At 41.8% G+C, this 22,736-nt stretch carries 18 protein-coding genes, 1 riboswitch and 1 other annotated feature; of the genes, 14 read left to right on the top strand and 4 right to left on the bottom strand.

The annotated features are described in order from the left end of the window. Positions 1–61 precede the first annotated feature (61 nt). From AC1ECB_RS11775 to AC1ECB_RS11740, 8 genes are all read left to right on the top strand, one after another. Positions 62–874: an alpha/beta fold hydrolase gene (locus AC1ECB_RS11775; RefSeq protein WP_485668868.1), complete on the top strand. Its 813-nt coding sequence runs from the start codon at positions 62–64 to the stop codon at positions 872–874. 232 nt (positions 875–1,106) lie between these two features. Continuing rightward, positions 1,107–2,105: a zinc-dependent alcohol dehydrogenase family protein gene (locus AC1ECB_RS11770; RefSeq protein ID WP_485668867.1), complete on the top strand. Its 999-nt coding sequence runs from the start codon at positions 1,107–1,109 to the stop codon at positions 2,103–2,105. A gap of 346 nt (positions 2,106–2,451) precedes the next feature. Further along, the gene (locus AC1ECB_RS11765) at positions 2,452–2,952 is read left to right on the top strand and encodes a ferritin family protein (protein ID WP_485668866.1); all 501 of its coding nucleotides are present in this window, start codon (positions 2,452–2,454) and stop codon (positions 2,950–2,952) included. 83 nt (positions 2,953–3,035) lie between these two features. Beyond that, the gene (locus tag AC1ECB_RS11760; protein ID WP_485668865.1) at positions 3,036–4,250 is read left to right on the top strand and encodes an FprA family A-type flavoprotein; all 1,215 of its coding nucleotides are present in this window, start codon (positions 3,036–3,038) and stop codon (positions 4,248–4,250) included. A 219-nt stretch (positions 4,251–4,469) separates the two neighbouring features. Beyond that, on the top strand, positions 4,470–5,849 hold the full coding sequence (locus tag AC1ECB_RS11755; RefSeq protein WP_485668864.1) for an aminopeptidase: 1,380 nt from the start codon (positions 4,470–4,472) through the stop codon (positions 5,847–5,849). Positions 5,850–6,207: 358 nt separating this feature from the next. Further along, positions 6,208–7,266: a PocR ligand-binding domain-containing protein gene (locus tag AC1ECB_RS11750; protein ID WP_485668863.1), complete on the top strand. Its 1,059-nt coding sequence runs from the start codon at positions 6,208–6,210 to the stop codon at positions 7,264–7,266. A gap of 25 nt (positions 7,267–7,291) precedes the next feature. Then, complete coding sequence (locus AC1ECB_RS11745; RefSeq protein ID WP_485668862.1) at positions 7,292–7,777, top strand: chemotaxis protein CheW; 486 nt, start codon at positions 7,292–7,294, stop codon at positions 7,775–7,777. A 327-nt stretch (positions 7,778–8,104) separates the two neighbouring features. Continuing rightward, a complete protein-coding gene (locus AC1ECB_RS11740; RefSeq protein ID WP_485668861.1) occupies positions 8,105–9,076 on the top strand; it encodes an alpha/beta hydrolase in 972 nt (323 codons plus the stop codon). Positions 9,077–9,132: 56 nt separating this feature from the next. On the opposite strand, the gene AC1ECB_RS11735 is transcribed toward AC1ECB_RS11740, so the two are convergent. Then, entirely contained in the window at positions 9,133–9,753 is a 621-nt protein-coding gene (locus tag AC1ECB_RS11735) for a YczE/YyaS/YitT family protein (RefSeq protein ID WP_485668860.1), read from the bottom strand. Between the two features lie 342 nt (positions 9,754–10,095). Between AC1ECB_RS11735 and AC1ECB_RS11730 the strand changes: the two genes are divergently transcribed. Continuing rightward, the gene (locus tag AC1ECB_RS11730; protein ID WP_485668859.1) at positions 10,096–11,289 is read left to right on the top strand and encodes a pyridoxal phosphate-dependent aminotransferase; all 1,194 of its coding nucleotides are present in this window, start codon (positions 10,096–10,098) and stop codon (positions 11,287–11,289) included. Between the two features lie 462 nt (positions 11,290–11,751). Beyond that, positions 11,752–12,564 (top strand): GNAT family N-acetyltransferase, encoded by an 813-nt coding sequence (locus tag AC1ECB_RS11725; protein ID WP_485668858.1) that lies wholly within the window; start codon positions 11,752–11,754, stop codon positions 12,562–12,564. A gap of 183 nt (positions 12,565–12,747) precedes the next feature. Here the strand turns inward: AC1ECB_RS11725 and AC1ECB_RS11720 are convergent, their stop codons facing one another. After that, positions 12,748–13,770, bottom strand: coding sequence for a branched-chain amino acid aminotransferase (locus tag AC1ECB_RS11720; protein WP_485668857.1), 1,023 nt, complete (start codon positions 13,768–13,770; stop codon positions 12,748–12,750). 180 nt (positions 13,771–13,950) lie between these two features. Then, positions 13,951–14,205 (bottom strand) — a binding site (T-box leader). Between the two features lie 310 nt (positions 14,206–14,515). Between AC1ECB_RS11720 and AC1ECB_RS11715 the strand changes: the two genes are divergently transcribed. From AC1ECB_RS11715 to AC1ECB_RS11705, 3 genes are all read left to right on the top strand, one after another. Continuing rightward, positions 14,516–15,769, top strand: a complete 1,254-nt coding sequence (locus AC1ECB_RS11715) for an NAD(P)/FAD-dependent oxidoreductase (RefSeq protein WP_485668856.1) — start codon at positions 14,516–14,518, stop codon at positions 15,767–15,769. Between the two features lie 96 nt (positions 15,770–15,865). Next, a complete protein-coding gene (locus AC1ECB_RS11710; protein ID WP_485668855.1) occupies positions 15,866–16,228 on the top strand; it encodes an ArsR/SmtB family transcription factor in 363 nt (120 codons plus the stop codon). 394 nt (positions 16,229–16,622) lie between these two features. Continuing rightward, complete coding sequence (locus AC1ECB_RS11705) at positions 16,623–19,061, top strand: heavy metal translocating P-type ATPase (RefSeq protein WP_485668854.1); 2,439 nt, start codon at positions 16,623–16,625, stop codon at positions 19,059–19,061. Positions 19,062–19,065: 4 nt separating this feature from the next. Here the strand turns inward: AC1ECB_RS11705 and thiT are convergent, their stop codons facing one another. Both thiT and AC1ECB_RS11695 read right to left on the bottom strand, forming a co-directional pair. Beyond that, positions 19,066–19,728: an energy-coupled thiamine transporter ThiT gene (gene thiT, locus AC1ECB_RS11700; protein WP_485668853.1), complete on the bottom strand. Its 663-nt coding sequence runs from the start codon at positions 19,726–19,728 to the stop codon at positions 19,066–19,068. A 63-nt stretch (positions 19,729–19,791) separates the two neighbouring features. After that, positions 19,792–19,896, bottom strand: a riboswitch (TPP riboswitch). Positions 19,897–19,966: 70 nt separating this feature from the next. Beyond that, positions 19,967–20,686: a thiamine diphosphokinase gene (locus AC1ECB_RS11695; protein WP_485668852.1), complete on the bottom strand. Its 720-nt coding sequence runs from the start codon at positions 20,684–20,686 to the stop codon at positions 19,967–19,969. A 223-nt stretch (positions 20,687–20,909) separates the two neighbouring features. Between AC1ECB_RS11695 and AC1ECB_RS11690 the strand changes: the two genes are divergently transcribed. Beyond that, positions 20,910–22,631 (top strand): uracil-xanthine permease family protein, encoded by a 1,722-nt coding sequence (locus AC1ECB_RS11690; protein WP_485668851.1) that lies wholly within the window; start codon positions 20,910–20,912, stop codon positions 22,629–22,631. The last annotated feature ends 105 nt before the right edge of the window (positions 22,632–22,736 follow it).

The raw sequence follows: 22,736 nt of genomic DNA, 5'->3' as shown, positions 1-22,736 counted from the left end.
TAGCACATTATGTAAAAGAGAATAAAATGTATTAGAGCTTACTATTTGGAGGGGAATATAAATGGGTTATTATATTTCGGTAGAGGAAGACATAAAAGTTTATGTCGAAGATATATACCCGGAGGGACAGCAAACTATACTGTTTATCCACGGTTGGCCTGCAAATTATAAGATGTTTGAATACCAATTTGATGAATTATCCCGTAAAGGTTACCGTTGTATCGGTGTGGATACGCGGGGCTTTGGAAAATCAGATAAGCCTTTGACAGGGTATTCTTATAACAGATTAGCAGATGATATTAGATGTGTTATTGAGGCGCTTGGCTTGCAGGATATTACACTTTCTGGTCACTCTACCGGGGGCGCGATAGCAATTCGTTATATGGCACGCCATCAAGGGTATGGCGTATCAAAGCTTGCCCTTTTCGCCGCCGCCGCACCAAGTCTTATTGAACGCCCAAACTTTCCTTATGGCTTAAAACGAGAAGCTGTAATTAAAATTATTCAAGATACTCTTAATGACCGTCCCAAGATGCTACAGGACTTTGGAGATATGTTTTTCTTTCAGTATGTTACCCAGTCATTTTCCAACTGGTTTTTACAATTAGGACTAGAGGCGGCAGGGTGGTCAACAGCGGCAATTGCTAAAACATGGCTTGATGAAACTTTATTTTCAGATATGACAGAAATATGCGTGCCTACTTTAATACTTCACGGAATTCATGATAAAGTTGTTCATTTCGATCTGGGAGAAGCACAAAATCAAGGGATAGAAAACTCACATCTTGTACCTTTTAGATATAGCGGCCACGGATTATTCTATGACGAGAAGGATAAGTTCAATAAAGTATTAATCCAATTCATTGAGGGATGAGACGATACTATTTTTCCCTTATTCGCTTGGCTCATCAATAAGTTTATAGTGAGCAGCAAAATTTTCCAAAGGTGTTTTTGATCTAGTAATCAAATTTAAATTAAATGGCGATACCATCATGCCGGTAGGAAATTTTCACTCCCATCTGCCAAGATTTTTTGTCATAGATGGAACAAATAAATAAAAGGGGCTTCCTGTGCCTTGAATTTGTGAAAGGAAGGGATATAAGAATATGAAAGCAATGGTAATTCGTAAATACGGGGGTCCTGAAGTATTTGAGCTAGCGGACATAGACAAGCCGGAGCTTCGAGAGGGTTATGTATTGATAAAAGTTGTGGCAAGCAGTGTCAACCCGCTTGAGACGAAAATTCGCTCTGGATTGGCTGCAAATATAGGGCCAGTGCTGCCTGCCATTTTGAATGCTGATGTCTCAGGTGAGATTGTAGCTGTTGGCGCTGGAACTGAGCCCTGGAAAGTGGGAGATCAGGTATTTGGCTGTACCGGTGGAGTTGGTCAATTGCAGGGGGCATTGGCAGAATATATGTTAGCTGATGCTCGATTGATAGCCAAAAAGCCGGAAAATATCGATCACTTTATGGCAGCTTTATTTCCACTAGTCACGATAACTGCCTGGGAAGGAATTGTAGAAAAGTCCTTGGCGAAACCGGGAGAAAAACTTTTAATACATGGGGCTGCGGGTGGCGTAGGTCATATCGCAGTACAATTGGCGAAACAGCAAGGGGCTATTGTTTACGGTACTGTCACGAACCCTGAAAAAGTTGCTATCGTAAAAGAATATGGTGCGGATCATGTTATTGTGGTAAATGACGAATCAGTTGAAGGTTATGTGGCTAAATTTACAGACGGTAAGGGATTTGATGCAGTTTTCGATACCGTGGGCGGAAATAATCTGATTCATAGTTTCAATGCTGTCAAACTAAAGGGTACAGTTTGTACTACTAACGCTAGAGCCACGCTTAACATAGGAATGATGCATTCAAAAGCGATTACCCTTCATGCATTGTTGATGACCGCTCCTATGCTATTTGATATTGAGCGGGAGCGTCATGGAATAATCTTAGACCAGGCGAGAAAATTAATTGAACAAGGAAGTTTACGTATTCTGCAGAATCCACAAAAATTTGCCTTCACTGACATCAGTAAAGCCCATGAGTATCTTGAGTCAGGTAAGGCAATTGGCAAAATATCATTGATTAATTCATTTTGCTAATATACTTTGGTTACTGAAAATGCACTAATATGTGGAGTACTTTCTCCAGCCCAGCAACTATGCTGGGTATTTTTTTAGGATAAAGTATATGTTTTTGAGAGTTATGGAGGCCCTATTTTGGGGCAATGCCAAAAGTAAAACCCCTCACCCTGTATTCTATTGACTCAACGTAAGACAATAGCGGCCTAAATTTTGGGTGAGCAACGATGATTTTTGTGCATATTTATTGGCACTAGGAAAATTTTTAACATTTAATACAAAAATTTTGGGAAAAAAGAAGGAAAATATTAAATCTCATAGAATTAATATCAAAAGATAACAATTATTCGAAAGAAGGGATATAAATATGGAGAATTTATTGAGTGATCTTGAAGGTTTGAGAATTGCAATGAATATTGAAAAAAGAGGTTTCAATTTCTACCAGAAGGCATATAACAAATTTAAAGATACACAAGCTAAGGCGTTATTTAAAGCGCTAATGGAAGAAGAACAAGAACATCTTAGTACCTTTACAGAGTATTTCAATCAGATTGAAGCTTGCAAAGAGGCTCATACTACGGAATATTTATTTGACGCAGAGACTTCCAAATATTTAACTGTATTAGTAGAATCCCATGTATTTCCGACTGAACAGGATGCAGAACGCATTATTAATGAGTTAGCAACTGTGGGAAATATTATTAAGTTAGCTTTGGGTGCTGAAAAAGATTCAATTTTGCTTTATGATGAACTGGCCAAATGTTCCAAATTTGAAGATGCAAAGACTGTATTTTTGAAATTAAAAGGTGAAGAGCAACGTCACGTTACAGAAATCAGTCAGAAACTCAAACAGATTGTAAATGCATAATTTTGAAGACATTTTAGACTTTTGTTACAATGAAACCGGTGAAAACAAATTAATAGCAACCATGAAATGGAAGGATGAATGTTATGCAATGTATACAAGCGATTAAGAAGGATGTTTACTGGATCGGTGGCAACGATTTTTCTACCGAACGGTTTGAAAATATGTTACCGCTGCCCAATGGGGTGAGCTATAATTCCTACCTTATTTTAGATGAAAAAACAGCAATAATTGACTCGGTCGATGCATCAATCCGGGTGCAATTTCTGACCAATGCTAAATACTTACTGCAGAACCGGAAATTAGACTACCTTGTTATTAACCACATGGAGCCTGACCACTGCGCAGTTTTGGTGGATTTGGTGGAAATGTACCCGGACGTGAAAATTGTCGGCAACGCCAAAATCTTTACCTTCTTCGAGCAATTTTATGGAAAGCCTTGCCCGGATAACTATGTTACTGTCGGCGAAGGGGATGTCATCGACCTCGGTCGGCACAAACTACAATCATTCAAAGCGCCAATGGTGCATTGGCCGGAAGTTACGGTTACCTTTGAACAAACAGAAAAGCTGCTCTTTTCCGCCGATGCGTTCGGTACTTTTGGTACGCTGAACGGTAACATTTTTGCAGACGAAGTAGATTATGAAGCCGTGTATCTTGCCGATGCTCGCCGGTATTACAGCAATATCGTCGGCAAATTCGGGCCACAAGTCCAATTGGCGTTGAAAAAACTATTGCCACTTGGCATTGAAATGATTGCACCGCTACATGGCCCAATCTATCGTACCCCGGAAACGATTCAATACATAGTGGGCAAATATAACGCCTGGAGCAGTTACGAGCCAGAAAAGAAAGGCGTTCTTATTGCTTTTGCATCCATGTATGGCAATACCGCAGCTGTTGCCAATGCTTTGGCCAATAAATTGGCATTGCGCGGTATCACTGATATGCGAATGTTTGACGTATCCAAAACCCATCCTTCCTTCATTGTTGCCGAAGCTTGGAAATATAGCCACTTGGTATTGGCTGCACCGACGTATAATCTAAACCTGTACCTTACCATGGAAAATTTCCTTCATGATCTCAAATGCTTGCATTTCCAAAACCGTAAATTTGCTGTAATTGGCAACCATAGCTGGGCATCAGCGGCGAAAAAACGCATGGTGGAATATGTTACGGAATACTTCAAAGAATCCGAGCTCATTGGCGATGCGCTGGATTTCAAGTCCTCACTGAAAGCAGAACAAGAGAAAGAACTGGATGCTTTGGCTGATGCGATTGCAGAAAATGTAAAGGCGTAACCTGAGACAGAAAATGTTAGGGAAAATGTAATTCAACCAAAAATAAAATACCGCAAAATGTGGCTATTTTATGTCGGCCATTATTTTGCGGTATTTTTTCCTGTATGGCACCTAATTCTATTTTACACAGATACGAACTTGATCCTTTAGCTCCAAACAGAATAGAGATGTGATACAATACTTGTTAGTGCAAAAGATAATGAAAGAAGGTATTTGTTCATGGAAAGAAAAAACATTTGGACAAAATATGATAATGAAGAATTGAAGGAATTAGAATTGGTCAATAGTGAATATTTAAAATTCTTAGATGGTGGAAAAACAGAGCGAGAATGTGTAAAAATTTCTGTAGAAATGGCAGAAAAATCCGGTTACAAAAATCTTGCAGACATTATAAAAAATAAAACAAAGTTAAAGGCCGGAGATAAAGTATACGCTACAAATATGAAGAAGGCAATTGCTTTGTTTTTGATTGGTGAAAATTCAATTGAAGAAGGAATGAACATACTAGGGGCACACATAGATTCTCCAAGACTTGATATAAAGCAGAATCCTTTATATGAGGATACAGAGTTAGCTTATCTTGATACCCATTATTATGGCGGAATAAAAAAATACCAGTGGGTTACTTTGCCACTTGCAATCCATGGTGTTGTAGTAAAAAAAGATGGAACGGTTGTTGAAATAGTAATTGGTGAAAATGAGAAAGATTCTGTTGTGTTCATTTCCGATTTGCTTATTCATTTATCACATGAGCAACTGGAAAAGAAAGCAGAAAAAGTTATTGAAGGCGAAGACCTTAATGTAATTATTGGAAATAAGCCATTAAAAGGTGAAGAAAAAGATGCCGTAAAGAAACAGATTTTAAAACATATCAAGGATAAATATGATATTGAGGAAGAAGATTTTATTTCTGCAGAATTAGAAGTAGTTCCAGCAGGAAAAGCCAGGGAAGCGGGAATTGATAAGAGCATGATTATGGCTTACGGTCATGATGATAGGGTATGCGCTTATACTTCCTTAGCAGCAATGTTTGAGTTTGACAGCATAAAGACAACCGCCTGTACAATCCTTGTGGATAAGGAAGAGATAGGTAGTGTTGGTGCAACTGGCATGCGATCAAAATTTTTTGAAAATACGGTAGCAGAAGTATTAAATGCAATGGGTGAATATTCAGAACTTATACTTAGAAGAACACTTGCTAATTCAAGAATGTTATCATCAGATGTTAGTGCAGCATTTGATCCAACATTTGCATCGGCCTTTGAAAAGAAAAATGCCGCTTATTTTGCAAAAGGAATGGTATTCAACAAGTTTACAGGTACAAGGGGAAAATCCGGTTCAAATGATGCAAATGCAGAATATATTGGAAAATTAAGGCAAATTCTAGATGAACATAAAGTTGCGTATCAGACAGCAGAACTTGGGAAGGTCGATTTTGGCGGTGGCGGTACCATTGCTTATATTTTGTCGCTTTATGGTATGCAAGTAATAGATTGCGGTGTGGCATTGCTCAATATGCATGCTCCTTGGGAAGTCGTAAGCAAGGCCGATGTGTACGAAACTAAAAAGGGTTACATGGCATTTTTATCATCACTATAAGAGATGCAAAGTAAAAACTATGAACTAAAGTGTAAATTAAGTAAATGTTTAGAAGTCGTAGAAATCCCCTCTGTATAGTTGTCGGAGGGGATTTTGACTTATTTCGACAAAAATTTTCATTCAAAAGTTGCATAGCAGTGCAGTTTTTGGAATGAAATGACACGCAAAAACATTTATGGCTATATAGAAAAAGGATTGGTTAATGAAGTAAATCTGATTTTCCAGAATTTTTGACCTTAAACAAGCGAAAACAATACGATAATTGCTATTGGCATGCTTTTTGCAACTATAGATAGTTGATAGGATAATACAATTGTTTCATCTTTATAGAAATGGAAAAATAATAGGAGGTATTTACATGAGCCAGAAAGGGATACAAAGCAAAGCAATTAACCACGAAGTGAATTTATCTACACTTAAGCTTTCCGATGTAATTAGTATTGATTTTTTACAAAAATTCCAGGATGATTTTGCAAAGGGCGTCGGTGTAGCCAGCGTGACAGTTGATCCTGAAGGAAAGCCTGTTACTAATCCAAGTTGCTATACCCGTTTCTGTATGGATTTTACCCATTCGACTGAATGTGGTGATAAGCGGTGTGCTGAGTCTCATCGCAAAGGAGGGGAAGAGGCCGAACGAAGTGGCAAACCTGTTATATATGAATGTCATGCTGGATTGATTGACTTTGCAGCGCCGATTATCGTCGAAGGTAAATTGCTTGGCACAATATTAGGTGGACAAGTTCTTACGGCAAGTCCTGATGAAAATAAATATAGAAGAATTGCAGGCGAAATAGGTGTTGATGGCGACGGCTATGTCGAAGCTGCTAAAGAAGTTCGAATTCTATCAAGAGAGGGTATTGAAGCAGCCGCTAATGTTCTTTTCACAGTTGCCAATAATATGTCCAAGAATGCTTATCAGCATCTAAAACTAAAAGCGGTAGCGATGGTATTGGATGACAGCTTACATCAGATTTCGGCCACTATGGAGGAATTAGCTGCTTCTGCAGGTTCTGTAAGCGATAATCAGAGTAATTTAAATACCGAGATAGGCAAAGTAAACTCTGTCACTGGTGAAATTAACGGTGTTATGGATCTAATCAAAGAGATTGCCGACGAAACTCGCCTATTAGGATTAAATGCAGCCATTGAGGCAGCCAGAGCAGGAGAAGCGGGATTGGGTTTCGGAGTCGTAGCGCAAGAAATCAGAAAACTATCGGCTGATTCCAAAGCAACAGTTGGCAAAATTAAAGAGTTTACTACCTTAATAAGAAATTCTGTTGACCGTACAGTTGCCATGGGCAACGAAACTGCGCTAACGGTTGAACAACAGGCAGCCGCTATTCAAGAAATAACAGCCAGTGTAGAGGAAATTACCAGTATAACCGAGCAACTAACCGCTTTAGCCAATGAAAGTTGATCTCACACGAAAGGAGGAATAAATAATGGCAATCAGCCAGATAGTCATTTTCGAGATTGATGGTAGTGAATATGGCATTGATGCACTAGCTGTCAATGGCATATTACGTGCCCAAAAATATAACATTCAAAAGGTTCCCGGACTTCCCAGTTTAATTGAGGGTATGATCAATCTTCGTGGTCAAGTAAGCTATATCTATAACTTACGTAATAAATTCGGATTAGCAAAAATGACCGATACGGAAGACAGCAAGTTTATCATGTTGAATGTGGATGAACAAGTTGTCGGTTGTATTGTTGATGAAGTAACCGATATTGTGCACTTCAACGAAGAGGAACTGCAAGCGGCGCCTGCCATAGCAAATAGTCTAAATGTAAGTTATATCAAAGGAATTGCCAAAGTAGAAGAACGGATGATTATTATGTTAGACCCTGTGCAACTACTGATAGCAGAAAGTTCTGCGATTAAAACTCCATTGGTTAAACTATCTGACATGGTAATTTCCGCTTAACACAAAGTTCAGTAAATTTCTTACCTCAGGGTTTCGGTACAGATCACATCCAACGAAATATTGTAGAATATGGCCCAAAACCTCATAGGGAGCCGTAGCAGGCTTACACTATGAGGTTTTTGATTTAATAGTTGAATTTGTTTCTCTTTAGCATAATTGCAATTGAGCCGAAAACTAAATTAGCTGGTAGAAATTACTAGCATTTAGCAGTATAATAAAGTTATTCATATGAAAAATGCGGGCCAGCGGCAAAAGATGGGGGTAAAATAATTTTTTCGAAAATAGCCACTTAAATGGGAAGTAAGCATATAAAAAGGGGGGAAGGCATTGTTAGGCAATCTGAGCGGGCAAACAAAAGTGAGGCCGGCATCAATAAAGAATACTATAATCAAATCGTTAGTGGCTGTTATTGTTCTTGCGGTAGTCACTGTGTATGCGGTTTCCGGCTTTGTTGTCTGGCAACTAACCCATCCGGTGCGGCGGCCAGTTAATGCTGTGCCGGCAACCGTAGGATTGCAGTATGAAGACATTGAGTTTACAAGCCGTGAAGATCATCTGCTTCTCAAAGGTTGGCTGATCAAAAGCGAAGGCAATAGACAAACAGTTATTTTCGCGCATGGATATGGCAAAAACCGTCTGCAGGACAATCTGCCTCTGCTGCTGTTTGCCGCCGCACTTGTTGATAAAGGGATTAACGTTGTGTTGTTTGACTTTCGCAACTCAGGCGAATCAGCAGGAGACATTACATCAATTGGAATATATGAAGTGAATGATTTATTAGGAGCATTTGATTTTGTTCAATCACGGCCGGACATTAGTCACGATACTTCTGTATGCGGGTTTTCTATGGGTGCGGCTACTTCTATCCTTGCTGCAGCAAAGGAGCCGCGTATTGCGGCAGTTATAGCCGATTCGCCGTTTGCCGATTTGAGTACTTATCTGTCTGACAATTTGACAGTTTGGTCAGACCTTCCTAAAATTCCGTTTAATCACACCATAATGTCTGTCATTCCCATAGTTACGGGGCTGCGGCCAGAGGTAGTCAGTCCTTTAGAGGAAGTTAACAACCTGAAGGGACGACCTCTGCTACTCATTCATGGTGAAGCAGACCGCGATATTCCTATTGCCAACAGCCTAAAATTGCAGCAGAGCTATCCAAATACACAATTGCTGCCCATACCGGGAGCAGGTCATGTTGGATCGTTCGTCGTTGATAGAGAAAAATACCTCCAAACTGTGATAGAATTTTTGCAAGTGAAAAAAGCTTACGGAGCAAGCGGAGGAAAACTGACTTTATAATTTTAAAAAAACAAGCCCCCGCAATCTCAAGAAAAAGAGAATACAGGGGCTTGTTTTTAATTGTACTGATAGCTATGATTTTTTTTAACATCATCAGGAAATGGTGTGAACGGAAGATGGAAGTTACGGCTGCCGCCTTTATTTATGTAGCTTAAGTGCTTGATGAAAAATCTGACGATGGAACCAGTAATGAAGGCAGAAATCACTGTGCCTTCGCGAATGCCATGGATTTCGCCAAAGTAAATCCAGGATAAGATGCCTGCAATAAGGACGATGCTAGTGTCAAAACAGGTCTTTGTATTGCCAAATTCTAAATGCCAATGAATAGCAATGGCATTGACAATGCCCTCACCCGGCAGAGTGACAACATTGCCGATGATTTCAAGAGTAACACCCAGGGCGAGAATAACTGTTCCAGCCAGTAAGGTAATGAATTTACTGATGTACAATTCCGGTGTCACTATGCCAAGCAGGTACATTGTAAGATCAATGAAACAGCTAAAGATACCGGTTATGGGAATCTGTAGCAACTGAATGTATGGAAACTGTCGCCGCAAGATCAGAATTTGGATAAGTAGGAATAACATATTTACGATAAAGGTAAAGCCGCCGAGGGAAATGGAATAACGCAAACTCAAAATATAAGGTGTGCTGGAAATCGGTGCGGTACCCAGCATGCTTTTAACGATACAGGAAATACCAAGAGCTACAAAAAAAGACCGAAAAAAAATAAAACCCAACGCTTTAAAATAGACATAAAAAAACCTTCTATCAAAATATAAATATATCCTTTAATTATAACACATAAGCACAATATGTCAAAAAAACCGAGAAATCCAAGTAGAACAGGTAAAAAAAATTCAGTCCATAGCAGGATTTGACGGCGATTCATAGAATAAGTTTTAGTTACTTATATATTTGATAGATCGAACCAAATCATCAGTAAAGAAAAGGGTAATTACAATAGAAGTGTAAGTTTGCCCGCATGATTAAAATGATTATTTAGGAGGAGTACTATTATGTTAAATCAAAATATTTTGGCGCTCGGCAAGAAGCGCTCGACAATTCGTGAAATCTTTGAATTTGGTAATCAGCGGGCAAAGCTTGTTGGACGGGAAAACATCTTTGACTTTTCACTTGGCAATCCCAATGTACCTGCACCGGATTCAGTGCAACACGCCATTCGTGATATAATTAATACTAAGCATCCGTCAGCTATTCACGGCTATACTTCGGCGCCGGGGAATGAAGACTGTCGTGCTGCCATTGCGGAGTCATTAAACGCCCGTTTTGGAACCGATTATTCGGCAAAAAATCTTTATCTTACTCTTGGTGCAGCTGCATCTATTTCGCTCTGCTTTAAGGCGTTAACAGCTTCGCCAGCGGATGAGTTCATCGTTTTTGCACCTTTTTTTCCGGAGTATCAGGTATTTATTGAGCATGGAGCTGGTGCTAAGTGCGTAGTGATCTCCGCTCAGGTACAGGACTTTCAGATTAACTTCGAAGAATTCGAGAGAAAGTTAAACCCTCATACGAAGGGAGTTGTGATTAATTCTCCTAACAACCCTACAGGTGTAGTTTATTCGGCTGAAACCATTAGCAGGCTTTCCGCACTTCTTAACATGAAATCAGAGGAATATGGCCATCCTATTTTTCTGATTTCGGATGAACCTTACCGTGAAATTATTTTTGATGGTATAGAGGTTCCGTTTATTGCACCGAAATACAAGAATACGTTGGTTTGTTATTCTTATTCTAAGTCATTATCTCTTCCCGGGGAACGTATTGGCTATGTTTTAGTGCCGAACACAGTAGATGATTTTGGAGACGTTTATGCTGCTATTTGCGGCGCTGGACGTGTGCTGGGGTATGTTTGCGCACCAGCGCTGTTTCAACAAGTTATTGCTCATTGTGCAGCAGATATAGCCGATATTTCTATTTATGAAAAAAATAGAAATATTTTGTTAGAAGCTTTAACTTCTATGGGCTACAAATGTGTAAAACCGGAAGGTGCATTCTATCTGTTTCCCCAAACGCTGGAAGAGAATGATTATGCATTCTGCGAACGCGCCCAAAAATATGATTTATTGCTTGTGCCTGGTGCAGATTTTGGCGCTCCGGGACATATGCGTATCGCATACTGTGTACAAACCGAAACTGTTCAGCGTGCGCTGCCTTTATTTGAAAAGTTAGCAAAAGAGTATGGACTTTAAAACAAGTCCATACTCTTTTACGTCACAAATCCGGACCCTTTGTTTACGGCAGAATTCCTTGCGTTTGCAGCAGGCTTTTTCAGCCGAAAATGAACAGGTAGAATAGGTATAGAGGAAGAACCGGTTGGGGTATTAAAAATGTACTCTAACCGGCTTTTTAGTTCCTATGGCTTTTTTGTTAGGGGGACGACACCCTTTACAAAATCAATGACATTTTACGCGAAATATGGAGGAATTTCGTGTAAAAGTATGGAATATTATAGAAAAACGACACCTGCCATAGGAGGCTCATAGTAGTTGAAAACCCACGGTGGGGATGGACATCTCATCAGACATAGCTAAGAACAACGTCTTACGTCACAAGAACGTTCGTGGAAATATATTTATTGAATGGAGTTGATCACCATGACCCGGAACTCTTTTAATATAAGACATATGACCGAAAATGAGGTGGCTTTAGCTGTGGATTGGGCTGCGGCAGAAGGCTGGAACCCAGGTCTTCATGATGCGCAGTGTTTCTGGGCCGCCGATCCTCAGGGTTTTTTGGTGGGTATTAAAGATGGACAGCCGGTGGGCTGCATTTCAGCAGTACGGTATGGGTTGGCTTATGGTTTCATCGGTTTTTATATTATAAAGCCCGAATGGCGTGGACAAGGCTATGGCCTGCAATTATGGCGGAGTGCTATGGAGCAGTTATCAGGCCGGGTGATAGGGCTTGACGGAGTGGTAGCCCAGCAGAAAAACTACCGGCAGTCCGGATTTCAAATGGCTTACTGCAACATTCGTTATAGCGGAGTATTTGCTGGCAATTTCACAGGTAGTATAACTGAGTTAAGACCTGACTTGAGCATTGTTCCCGCAAATCAAATCAATCAGGCTAATTTGGACGTCTATGATAGCAGCCTTTTCTTCACAGCCCGGCCTGATTTCCTAGCAAGCTGGCTAAGCCAACAGGACTCAACAGCTATGGCCGTTGTCAGCCAGGATATCATTTTGGGTTATGGTGTTATTCGCCGGTGTCGCCGTGGTTGGAAGATTGGACCGCTATTTGCTGAGGACGCGGATACAGCCGAGAAATTGCTGTTGTCACTAGCTGCCTGTGCCAACGGGGAACAGGTCTTTCTTGATGTGCCGGAAGTTAACGCGGTGGCTATAGCCCTGGCAGAAAAATATAAAATGACCAAAGTGTTTGAGACAGCCAGAATGTATAAAGGCATTGCGCCTACGATAACAATCGAAAGAGTATTTGGTGTAACTACCTTTGAACTGGGCTAACTTTTTACTTGGACGACCTTTATCTTTTGCGGCGAGTTAAGACTCCCGCCTCTGCAGGCGGCGTTTGTTCAGTTGGGGTAGACTCCCCAACTGAACCCGCCGATGTTTCAGCTATGCTGAAACGAGTTCACTCACGACGTGATATTCGCTGATTTACAATTAGTACAACTAGAAATCAGGTTCCTAGACTTTAACAACCCAGCCGGCGGGAGCTTCCAAATCGCCGAATTGAATACCACAAAGAGTGTTGTATAGTTTGGTAGTATTTGGACCAACTTCTGTTTCACTATGGAAGACATGGAGTTTACCTTTATATTGGATTCCACCGATTGGAGTAATAACAGCTGCCGTTCCGCAAGCACCCGCTTCTTTAAACTCTTTAAGATTATCAATCAAAACGTCCCTCTCTGTTGCTTTTAAGCCCAAATTTTCCTTAGCTAAATAGAGCAGGGAATATTTCGTAATGCTTGGTAAAATTGAAGGCGATTTTGGTGTGACAAATTCGTTATCTAATGTAATACCGAAGAAATTGGCTGAGCCGACTTCTTCGATTTTTGTATGAGTTAATGGATCAAGGTAGATACAATCACCGAACCCGTTTTTTTTCGCCAAATGATAGGAGTACAGGCTTGCTGCATAGTTGCCGCCTACTTTTGCAGCTCCTGTTCCATATGGGGCTGCCCGGTCAAAGTCAGAAACAGTAAAATTGACAGGCGCCATACCACCTTTGAAATAGGGACCGACAGGGATGCAGAAAACCGAAAATAAATATTCCGGGGCCGGACCGACACCAATATTATCTCCGACACCAATTAGTAATGGCCTGATATAAAGAGTGGCGCCAGTACCATAGGGAGGAACATAGGTTTCATTGGCTCGCACTACTTGTAATACGGCATCGACGAATTTTTCTTCAGGAATTTCCGGCATTAACAGACGTTGAGCACCGAGATTTATCCGTTTGGCATTTTCATAAGGCCGGAAAAGTTGGATATCTCCATTTTTGGTTCGGTAGGCTTTTAATCCCTCGAAACATTGCTGTCCATAGTGCAATGCAGTCGATGCCACGCTGATTGAAAGTTTATTATCAGTTACTAGTTCGCCCTCATCCCATTTGCCATCTTTCCAAGTAGAAACATAACGAAAGTCTGTTTTCATATAGCTAAAACCTAAATTACCCCAATCAATATTTGCTAGTTTACTCATGATTTTGTACCATCTCCTAAATTAATTATTAAGCTAACCTATCCATGACAGGATGAATGCAAAAAATCTTCTCAAGATTTGTATTATGACAAACAACGTTAAACAAATTTTCTCAAGTAATTCATCATCATACCCCCTTGTAAAAATAAAAAAACTCTTGCCCTTCAAGTCAAATAGACTTAAAGGGGCAAGAGATAATTCTCGCGGTACCACCCTTTTTACAGATAAAATAAAACTATCTGCATCTCTCATCAGGTCAAACAACCCTAGCAGAATAACGACTGCACTCCTTGCGGAGTTGAGACCGGCGCAGCTTACTTTGCAGTTCAGCCTTGCTGTTCAGGAGCGACGTTTGCATTCCCATCGTACCGGTTCACACCACCCACCGGTTCTCTGAAACGACATAGAGCGCAAGTTCTCCCTCATCACATTTACTATCTTAAGTTAAAGTGTAACTTTGCTTTATTTAAATATACGCTCATAGTTAACTCCTGTCAATGAATTTAAAAAAATTTTGTGCATTTGGGTTATGGTAGTTACGTTAATAACTTTACTACCAAAATAAATACTTAAAAAAAATAGGTATTTTGAAGGAATTAGAAGATTAAGCGGGAATAAAAAATAAGAAATTCTATTTAATGTATTATGTCAATTATTTAGACGTTAAAGTTTAAGAGTAAATTATAGAGGGAACTAAATCAGGGACATTAAATTGCTAATTCTAGCCTAGGGGGGTATCAGGCAAATGGGCCAATTGGTTAAAAAAACGCATATTATTATTATCGGAGCAGGTTTTGGCGGTATCCAGGCCGCAAAATTATTAGCGAATACGGCTGCACAGATTACTATAATCGATAAGCATAATTATCATTTATTTCAGCCATTATTGTACCAGGTAGCTACTGCCGGTTTGTCCGAAAAAGACATAGCCTGTCCGATTCGGACAATTTTTCGTGATCAAAAAAATATAGAGTTTCATATGGATGAGGTTATAGATATAGATCTAGCTGATAACCGGGTTATTACAATTACGGGACATCAGATTCCTTTTGATTACTTGGTAGTTGCTACTGGCAGTACAAATAACTTTTTTGGAATGGAATCCTTAGAAAAGAATGCTTTATGTGTGAAAACACTTGGCCAATCGGTTGCTACCCGGGACCACATCATAAAAATGTTCGAATTGGCTGCCCATGAGCCGGATCTGGAAAAACGCCATTCGCTGCTTACCTTTGTCGTAGTAGGTGGTGGTCCTACTGGTGTTGAATGTGCGGGGGCGTTGTCCGAACTCATTCATTTTGTATTGGCTAAAGAATACCATAATCTGAATTTCAAAGAAGTACGTATCATGCTTGTTGAGGCTTCGGACGCGTTGTTGCCGGTTATGCCTTTGGAGTTGCAAGAGGCCACTGCCGAAATATTACTTCGCAAGCATATAGAAGTACGGTTACTTGTACAAGTTAGCGGTTTTGACGGTAATACATTATTACTAAAAGGCGGGGAAGTAATTCCCACCCATACAGTTATTTGGGCTGCGGGTGTATGCGCCACTAAACTGCTGGATAACCTCAAACAAGAACAGGACCGCGCCCATCGTGTCGTTGTGAATGAATATTTGCATATCCAGAATAAAGCTGAAGTTTTTATTATTGGTGATGCAGCGCACTTTGAACAGGATAATTCGCCGCTGCCGATGGTTGCACCAGTTGCTATTCAGCAGGCCGGAGTTGTTGCCCAAAATATTATTAGTCTGATGAATGGCCGTCCACTGCAGAAATTTGTTTACAGACCTGTCGGTACTATGGCCACAATTGGCCGTAACGCCGCGGTTGTTAATATTGGCAAATTTAAGTCCCAAGGTTTTATTGCCTGGATAATTTGGTCTTTAATGCATATGCTGCGTTTAGTCCATTTCCGGAATCGCACAGTGGTGTTTATGAAATGGATCTGGGAATATCTAACATATGATCGTGTCGAACATGTAATAAACCGGGATTGATAATGGGAGATTACTATTATATATATGAATATTTAATCATATAAAGGTACAGCCTACGGGTAAGGAGCCGTGGTAACACTATTTTTGAGGTGACATATGAAAAACATACTATGTGATATGTGTGAGGAAACTTGCGAACATCCGGAGACGATTTGCTGGGCAAAAGAGGAGATGCTGGCGGAACCTACAGTACAGCAGTTGGCTGAAATATTTAAGATTTTAGGCGATAGTACCCGGATTAAAATATTACATCTCTTAACCCTTAGGGAAATGTGCGTTTGCGATATTGCTAAGACACTAGCAATGGGGCAGTCGGCCATATCTCACCAGCTTAGAGTGTTGCGCGCCGCCAGACTGGTCAAGTTCCGCAAGGATGGTAAAGTGGCTTGGTATTCATTGGATGACGAGCATGTAGTGGGTCTGATGTGCCAAGGGTTAGAGCATATCAACCACACCTAGAACTATAAAGTGGCTTGGAATCTGCAGATTCAAGCAAGAACAAAACAGAGCAAAACTTGAGTAGTATTATACATCAGGTTTTGCTCTTGTTTTTATCTACCTTCTTGTTTGATGTTTACGTTATCAATTTGCCATCACCATCAAGTCCTGCCCGTAAGCCGCCTAAAGACGGTGTCTGGAAAGCAATGCTACAGATAGATATTTGGCAAAAGCCATTGGCATACTAATAGGTAGAAAAGTGTCAACATATCACACTCGTAATATGCTATCGTTGCGTACATGCAATCCCGGACTTGACAAGAAGGCATGTAATCATTTATTATGATACATATGAACATATAATCATATAATTACAAAAAATTAAGTAACCAGCATACAAGGAGGGATAATGATTATGAAAACTCAGACCGAAGCATGTCATTGTGGATGCTGCTACAGTTCGCGTGATGTTGTCGCCTCGACGGCTGAGGCAGCAGCCGCTATAGATAGTACCAATTTGATGAATAGTACTTTTAGTATTGACGGGCTGGATTGCGCCGACTGCGCGGCTAAACTGGAGAAAGGCATCCGCAAACTGCCGGGCGTGCAGGAGGCCCAAGTAAATTTTGCGGCGGCCAAGCTAAAAGTAGTGTATGATAAGACACTTTTAGAGGTGGCCCAGATTACCAAAACCGTAAGCGGCTTTGGCTATAGTGCGGCGATACTGCAGGTTGCCCAGGACGCGCCGGGATATCATACGTCGGTGCTTAGGATTGCGGGAATGGACTGCGCTGACTGCGCCGCTAAACTGGAGAAAAAGATTACCGCTTTAGCCGGGGTCCGGTCAGCCACAGTAAATTTTGGCGCCGGCAAATTGATGGTCGAGCATGCTCTGACCGATTCCAAGATTATCAAAGCTGTACAGCAGGCGGGTTATCAGGCGGTCAGTGACGGGCCGGCTGCCCGGCTTGGCGCTCAGCCGGTCGGTGCATGGTGGCGCAAGCCGCGAACGATGGCTACGAGTATTTCCGGGGTCGCTTTGCTGGCCGCCATCCTGTTGGATTGGGTCGGGATGAGTGAAGATATTATTATTCCACTCTATTTTGCGGCTATAGCTGTCGGCGGGTATCATGTGGCAAAGAGTGGTCTATATGGTCTTAAAAGCCTGACTATGGATACCAATTTCCTTATGACCATTGCAGTCGTTGGCGCAGTAGCCATCGGGGAATGGAGTGAGGGTGCAACCGTTGTGTTCCTGTTTTCGCTGGGCAATGCCCTGCAGGCCTATACGTTGGATAAAACCAGGGAATCTATTCGCTCCTTGATGGACTTAGCGCCGCGGGAAGCGCTGGTGCGGCGGGATGGTCAGGAACTGCGGCTGTCAGTGGCAGAAATTGTGGTTGGCGATGTCATTATCGTCAAACCGGGCGAGCGCATTGCTATGGATGGTAATGTTGTGAACGGCATTTCTACCGTTAATCAGGCACCGATTACCGGCGAGTCCATGCCGGTGGAAAAACAGGTCGGTGATCTGGTGTATGCCGGAACAGTCAATGAACAGGGTGCTTTAGAAATCGCTGTCACCAAACTGACCGCCGACTCGACACTGGCTAAAATCATGCACATGGTGGAAGAGGCGCAGGCGGACAAGGCACCTATGCAGCAGTTTGTTGATATTTTTGCCAAATACTATACACCGGCCGTTATTCTGGCGTCGTTAGGTTTGATGTTCATTCCGTCGCTTGTGTTCAATCAATCCTTTGATCTTTGGTTTTACCGGGCATTAGTGTTGCTGGTCATCTCTTGTCCGTGCGCACTGGTCATTTCCACACCAGTATCGATTGTATCCGCTATCGGCAATGCTTCGCGGCGCGGGGTGTTGATTAAGGGTGGGGCATATTTAGAACAGATGGGGCGCATTCAGGCAGTGGCCTTTGACAAAACTGGGACGCTGACCATTGGTAAACCGATGGTGACCGATGTGATGCCGTTAACCGGTATAGCCAAAGAAGAACTGTTACTGTTGGCCGCGGCGGTCGAAAGGTGGTCAGAGCACCCGCTGGCCCAGGCGATTGTTGCCAAAGCTGGTAATGCACCTTTAAAGTCAGTAATCAAATTTAAGGCACTCATTGGCCGGGGAGCCCAGGCCAATGTAGACGATCAGACGGTGTATGTCGGCAATCGCCGCTTATTTGAAGAAATCGGGCACGCCTTGGCGAGCTACGAAGAGCAGTTGATTCAGTTGGAACAGCAAGGCAAGACTGTGATGCTGGTCGGTACAAAGCAGCAAGTACTGGGTGCCATTGCTGTCGCTGATACATTGCGGGAAAATAGTATGAAGGCGCTTGCCGCGCTACAGGCCGCCGGAGTGAAAAATATGGCGATGCTGACTGGTGATAACAAGCGGGTGGCAGCAGCTATTGCTGATAAATTAAATATAGATGCTTTTTATAGCGAACTGCTGCCGGAAGACAAAGTGTCGGCTTTAAAACAATTGGCTCATAAGTATGGCAGCGTAGCCATGGTGGGGGACGGCGTCAACGACGCTCCTGCCATGGCTACAGCCACTGTGGGTATTGCTATGGGGGTGGCCGGATCAGATACGGCGCTGGAAACAGCCGATATTGCGCTCATGTCCGATGATCTGAGCAAACTGGCCTATGTTATGAAGCTCAGTCGCAAGACGGTGGCAATTATCAAGCAGAATGTTACCTTTTCTTTGGTGATAAAATTATTGTTTGTGCTGGGCACTTTCGCTGGTTTCGTCAATTTGTGGCTGGCAGTGTTAGCCGACACCGGCGCTTCGCTTTTGGTAACACTAAACGGTATGCGCCTGGCGCGGGAAATAAAGTAAGTAGTTAAATTTGGTTCTCTTTAAATTTGTTGCTGACTTGTCTCTGTCGTCTAATGGTCATTTCAATTCGTTCAATTGGCAGCATTCGCATGATAATTACGCAAACAATGCATTCCACACTTAGATAGCTTGCGTTAAATAGGAATGAATATAGATATGGCGATACCCCCGGCGGCGCATAGCTGGTAAAAAACACGATACCGGAAAGATAATGGAATATAAACCGGCCAATAATACCAACGACAGTTCCCAACAGATACTGGTCTTTGAAATACCCTGCTAAGCCTAAAGCCATAAAGGGTAACGGGTAATCAAATAACACCTGTATCGGATGCAAGACATAGGGATCTTGGATCAAATTAATCAAACCATATAAAAACCCGGTGAGATACCCGACCTCGGGACCGTAAAAAAACGCCATAAGGAGTATAGGAATCATACTGCCGAGAGTTAGGCTGCCCCCCTGAGGCATATTGTATAGTTTAAATGCGTGCAGAATGGCGGCCAGAGCAAGTGCAAGTCCGATATGAGCCATCATCCGGGCGTTGAATGTAACCTTCTTCATCCGCAGCAACGCTACGACTAACAAAATGACTCCCCCTAGAGTCAATAGCGTAGCCGGGCTTGCGGCAATCGTTGCTATGTTGTCTACCAAGTTGCTTTTCATACCTTTACCTTCCATTGAATTAGTATAAGCCGCAGTCTCTTTGTAGGACTGCGGCTTTTTCCTGTTACTTGCAAGTCGCTTCCCTACGCTGGTATTACCCAGATCAGGTTAAGGGTTAATGAAATACTGATTTCATCTCTCAGCCCGGAGGCACCCCTAGCATATTTGGTATTTTATTCCATAATAACACTGTTTTATTAACACAGCAAGTAATTTATAAGTTTTGTAACTTTTGTTCTTATTTTTCACGCTTCCATTGTAAATAAACTCCCAATAAGCCTTTATCCACTGACACAGATGCTTCCTGGCAATCGCCTAACGGTTGATTACTAATTGCGTAAGGCAGGTTGCGTTGGAGTTCGGCTTTTTGTAAAGGCCAGCGTACACCGTCAATCGTAACACCTAAACAGCAGTTTGATAGGGAAATCAAAGATATGATATCAGGTATTATCTCAGCTTTTATCATTACTGTATCTTGGTCTGATAAAAAAAACAAGACTTCAGATTCATCAGCGGCAATACCTTTGACGCCCAATGTTTCCCAACCGGCTAATGTTTGTATGTTGCTAAAAGCATGGTCAAACCGTCCTCCCCATACACCGGAGACAACCGCGGTAGTCGTACCATACATTTCTTTCGCTCTAAGCATAGCAAGCTGAAGATCGGTATAATCCTTATCTTCAGGATATATCTCAACAGGAACATTCAGACTCTTCCCCCAAGCCCATGCTTCCGGGCTGGCGCTGTCGCCATCACCGATAATTCGTGCCGGTGTTATACCAGTTTGCTGACAAATATGGATACCACTATCAATACACCATACGGGGAAACCTTTTGCTATTTTTTGAAACCATTTTTTTTCTGGCGGTCTCCCGCCTGCAGTCATCATCAGCGTTACCTTTGGCAGTGGTTTTCTAAATGTAAGCTCAGCTTGCGGTAGTTTTAAACTATGCACCATTTTTTACACCTGTCCAATTTCCAATTCTTCAGATTGTTTACTTCACCCTCTTTGCCTTATAATCCTTCTTTACCCTAAAAGGGCACTGGTAAAAATGACATTCCAGATAATTAGGCAACAGCCATGAAAAGGATTTATTATAGCTTTGTGGAATTTTCTAATAGCAAGGTAGAGATTTTTATTTAATTTATTTTTTCTTTATTTTAAGAGGAGTGTGGACATATTGCCGGAAGACAAGCCCAAAAAACCAGCGAATTTAGTGTATGGAGTAGAAGATAGCATGCCATTAAGATCATTTATTCCTTTGGTCTTACAGCAAATTATTATGTTGTCGGTTGATTTGATATTTCCGGTGCTCATTGTTTCGGCTATTGGAGGTACAACCGAATTGGCGCAAAGCGTTGTCAGCCTGATGATGGTTGCCATGGGAATTGGCACACTGATGCAGGCATGCCATAAAGGGCCGCTTGGTTCCGGATATTTTTGTGCACAGGAAACTGGTGCGCCTTACTTTCCTGCTTCTGTAATGGCAGTGAAGGCCGGTGGTTTTCCACTGATGTTTGGTATGACCATAGTAGCTGGCCTATCTCAGATATTGATGAGTCGGGTGCTACATAAAATGCGTGTTCTGTTTCCGGTGGAAATTACTGGTCTGATTGTTACAATGATGGCTGTTTCTTTTATCAATTACAGTATTCCGAGTTTTGTCGGTCTGGATAGAAACGAGGGAGTAAGCGTTGCTGCCACAGTTGGGATATCCTGTTTGACACTGGCTGTAATCATCATGATGCATGTGTGGGGTACGGCTAGGATGCGTGAGTATTCTATCCTCGGCGGAATTTTGGTTGGTTATGTGATTTCGTATTACACGGGAGTTCTTACTGAAGCCCATCTAACCAAATTTGTGGAAGCTCCATTTTTTGCCTTCCCGGACATGGGCCATGTCGGCTGGTCATTCGATACCTCTTTGCTGGCTCCATTCTTGGTAGCTGCATTTTGTTCCAGCATCAAAACTATCGCTAATATTTCTACTTGTCAAAAAGTTAATGATGTTAATTGGCAACGGATGGATATTCGAACGGTGAGTAAGGGGCTCTTTTCGGAGGGCTGTAGTTCGATAATAAGCGGGCTTTTAGGTACTATGGGTCAAACCACCAGCTCTGGCAGTGTCGGATTGTCTGTAGCTACCGGAGCCACCAGTCGGCGTATTTCCTACGGCGTAGGCACAATGTTCATCTTGCTTGCCTTTTTACCCAAAATTGCCGCATTATTTGCTATTATGCCCAAGCCAGTAATGGGCGTCATTTTGCTAATCGAGATCAGTTTTGTGCTACCGACTGGAATGCAAATATGTTCTTCACGGATGCTGGATGCCAGAAAAATATTTGTTATCGGTTTGTCCTTTGCCTTCGGTATGGCGATCGAAATTATTCCTGATTTTTACACGACTTTGCCGGAATGGCTACAGCCTTTGTTCAAGACGAGCATGGCTATGGCTTCAATTATGGCAATTTTCCTGAGTTTAATTTTTCGAATTGGTATTGATAAGCACCGAATTCTGGAATTGGAACAGGGCACCATGTCTTCCAGCACTGTGTTTGATTTTATGGAAATCAGCGGGGAAACTTGGGGCGCGCGAAGCGAAATCATTAAACGGGCCGCATTCGCGATCAATGAATTTGTCGAGTCAGCTAACGAACTTGGCCTAGCTAATGGAAAAATAAAAGTGGACGTCAGTTTTGAGGAGTTTAATCTTGATGTAGATATATATTATGATGGAATATTGATGGATTTTCCTGTGGTACGTCCTACAGAAACTGAACTAATGGAAGATGAGTCCGCATTTATCAGGCTCTCCGGTTTTCTTATGAGAAAGTACGCCGATAAAATGAAATCGGAAATGAGTAATGGACGTTGCCATATACAATTCCATTTTGATCACTAACAACCTAATATCGTCTTTAGAAACTTGAAGGAGTTTTTTGTATTTGTAGGGAAGTTTATAGGGAATGATGTAGCTGTCATTCACAAGTACAGATCTGAATAATAG

Source organism: Sporomusa sp. 246TCP1 (assembly GCF_057319775.1).
This window is presented reverse-complemented; position numbering and strand designations above follow the sequence as displayed.